This is a genomic window from Spirulina sp. 06S082, assembly GCF_034932145.1.
Lineage (GTDB): Bacteria > Cyanobacteriota > Cyanobacteriia > Cyanobacteriales > Spirulinaceae > CCY15215.
The window spans coordinates 1-3,232 of record NZ_JAYGHV010000462.1 but is presented as its reverse complement, the minus strand read 5'-3'; the positions used below and the strand labels follow the sequence as shown (position 1 = coordinate 3,232).

Sequence of the window (3,232 nt, the reverse complement as noted above, 5' to 3'; positions counted from 1 at the left end):
CATTAGCTAAAGGTTTTGCTTCTTCATAAGTAAAGCCTTTTAATTCAATTTCAACAGCAACATTAGTTAATGGAGAAGCAAATATGTTTTTGTGCAAGTCAGAAGACAGGAAAACCCCACATAAAACAAAAACCAAACAATCTTTTTCGTTACCAAAACGTCTTTCATACAATGCTCTTACCAGAGAACAAAAATTTGCAAAAAATTCTAGATTTAAAGCACAATCAACCTCATCCATAAAAACAACAATAGGCAGATTAATTATATTTTCAATTATTTCATCAAAAAATCTAACTAATAAATATGGATGGCTTTCCTGGGTATAAGATTCAAAAAATTGCTCTGTAAAAAAATTAGATATTTTTTCCAGATTTAATTCATGTGCTAATTCATAAATCAAACCTCTATACCATCCTCGTTCTGTGATTCCATCAGAACCAATTAATGTTAAATCAATTACAGCACAAGTCCATCCTTCTTCTCTAAGACGTTGGCTCGTTCGATATATTAAACTGCTCTTACCCATTTGCCTAGGGGCAGATAAAATACATACATTTCCAGCTTTTATTCTATTATAAAGTTCTGTATCAGCCGGTCTCTCAATGTAGAAAGATGAATCGAAATTCAAACAACCGCCGACTCGATATTTTATCTCAGAAGAACGTTCTAGAGATTCCTCAAGATTTGCCCGATCGCTAACTCTATTCTGTCTCTCCAACTCCTCAGCAAACTTTGCATACTCTCCACCCAAACACCTTAAAACTTGCGCCGTCACCATCGCAAAAGGCCGAACTTCCTCAACAACATCACCATCCAAAACCTCTTGAGGATTCTTCAAAACAGCCGCAAAATTCTCCAACGATAACCCCAACTTTCTCGCAATAAACTGCGAAACCTTATCCACCACATCTAACACATAACTCGACGGCACCGACTCGATTAACAACTCTCGCACTCCCTCGATAAAATCGTAACGAACTAGATCCGGATTCGTATCCGCATCAATTTCCGTCAACGGCTTTAACAAACCTCCCAAAAACACCTCAGCCACATGAACCTGTTGCGACTCCCGCAAACATTGCTCCCGAATCAACCGCACGACTGGTAAAGTAATCACAGGCGCAGAAGCCAATAAACCCGCCAATTTTCGCGCCATCGGAGAAGCCGTCACCCGAAAACCCTGTACCCGATCCGCCGCCGTCAAGCGATCGCGTTTTTCCCCCTCACTTTCCTCTCGCCATCCCTCCCGCGCAAACGCAACCCCCGAACACCAAACCCCCTTCCCTGCAACCATTTGCGCCCAAATTGCCGCCCGTTCTGCCTCCAACGTCAAAACCGGAACTTTAATCCCTCCTTCTCCATCCCATAAAGACACCGCCTCAGATCGCAACGCCCTATTCGCAACTCCCGGACTCAACCCCCGCAACCGCACCGTTGCCCCTCTCCCCAGAGAAGTCCGTCCCCACAACCAACGGGGAAGCATCTGCACGATCGCCATCGGTTGACGCTTCCCCCACGCTTCCAAAACCGCCACCATCTTCCCCTCTCGCCAAAAAGAGGAAACGCAATCACTCACCACCAATACCAAACGGCGACCCGTCGGATCCACCAACTCATCAGGACTGCGAAACCGTTGATTTTTGCCGATTCCCCCGATCCCCCGACGAATGCCCACCCGTCCATCTTCCACCAATAGCCCCCAAATCCTCACATTACGAAAAATTCCATAATTCTTCAGCAAGCGAACCCACTCCGCGATCGCCCGCCGCCAGAGGTGCATAGAAAGGCTCTCATCCACCACTAATTCGAGGTCTAACCACGGTTCTAACGTCGGTTGCAGTACGGGTAGCCAAACCCCTGTTTCAGCGATATTCTGGCTCGTTTTCGCCTCATCCAGCAGGGAATCACAACCCGAAGGCATTCGACGCATTAACGGTTTTAACGCCCTTGCAAGATCCAACGGCGATCGCAGGGAAGGCGCATCGGGAATCTTCAGGGACATATCTACAGAAACGGCAGTTTTGGCAGGCGTTGGCGGATAAATCCCCGCTTCTTTTTGTCCTTTCCTTATTTTTTCTTCTCTTTGTGAAAATGACGACTCGCTTATCTCCTCATCCCGCTCCAAAAACGAGCGATCGCTCCTCTCCAATTCCCGATTTTCCTCCTCTCCAGCCGTTGCGATCGCCCTTGACTCCGGCTGAATTTGTAAAGCCAGCCAAATTGTATCGGCAATTTCCTCTACCGATAAATCCATTTCTACATTTAAAGCATCAATCAGGCGATCGATCATGCGTCCTCCACACTGGTCAAATATTTCAGCAATACCTTAACCAGATTTTCCTCCTCGACTTGCCCCGGTTTTGCCTCCCTTGTTACCATATAAATCGCATTCAAAAGCTGATCCGTGGCAATATCTCCACCTTCTCGCAATGTTTTAAAATTGGCAATCAATTCCTCAATTTTTGTTTCATTTTGGGTCAAAATATCGCTCCCCAAATGCGCCTTAACAATCTCCTTTAACGCCTGCGAACCCGGTTCGTAAGGCATGGTTAACCGCAAACAGCGACGCAGAAAAGCGGGGGGAAAATCTCGTTCGCCGTTATTGGTCAGAACAATCAAAGGAAAAGCATTGCAACCCACGCGACCCTCAACAATGGGAACCTCAATCCCATCATAAGTCCGAACCTCCACTTTTTTTTGTTCCTGTAAAATTCGTGACAACTCTGGTATTTCAAACTCTCCCTCTTCAAACAAATTAAGCAAGTCATTGGGTAAATTAATATCGCTCTTATCAATCTCATCAATTAAGAGGACGCGAGGGGACTTATAAGGCAAAAAAGCCGTTCCCAAAGCACCTAATTGCAGATAGCGACCGATCGCCGCTTCGACTTCCGTTTTCTCTGTTTTTGAACCTTGTAATTGTGCCAGTTCTAACTTCGTTTTCTGCATTTGTACGTCCTGCAAGCGAGCGATCGCATCATAACGATAAAGTCCTTCCTGCAACGTCGATCGCGCCGTAATCGGCCAAACTAAAACCGGACCCAATTGTAACTCATAGGCGATCGCATAAGCCAAAGAAGTTTTCCCCGTCCCCGGTTTTCCCGTCACCAATAAAGGTCGCCGCAAATATAACGCCGCATTGACTAAATTAATGACATTATTGCGATCTCCATCCTTGTCGCTGTAAATGCGAAAACTCTTCCCTCGTTGAATATCTCTAGACTCCTCATCA

At 45.7% G+C, this 3,232-nt stretch carries 2 protein-coding genes; both read right to left on the bottom strand.

All coding sequences use genetic code 11. The annotated features are described in order from the left end of the window. On the bottom strand, positions 1–2,290 hold a 2,290-nt coding region (locus tag VB714_RS26935), incomplete at its 3' end, for an SAV_2336 N-terminal domain-related protein (RefSeq protein ID WP_323228390.1). Beyond that, on the bottom strand, positions 2,287–3,232 hold a 946-nt coding region (locus tag VB714_RS26930), incomplete at its 5' end, for a MoxR family ATPase (protein ID WP_323228389.1). The genes VB714_RS26930 and VB714_RS26935, both read right to left, overlap by 4 nt.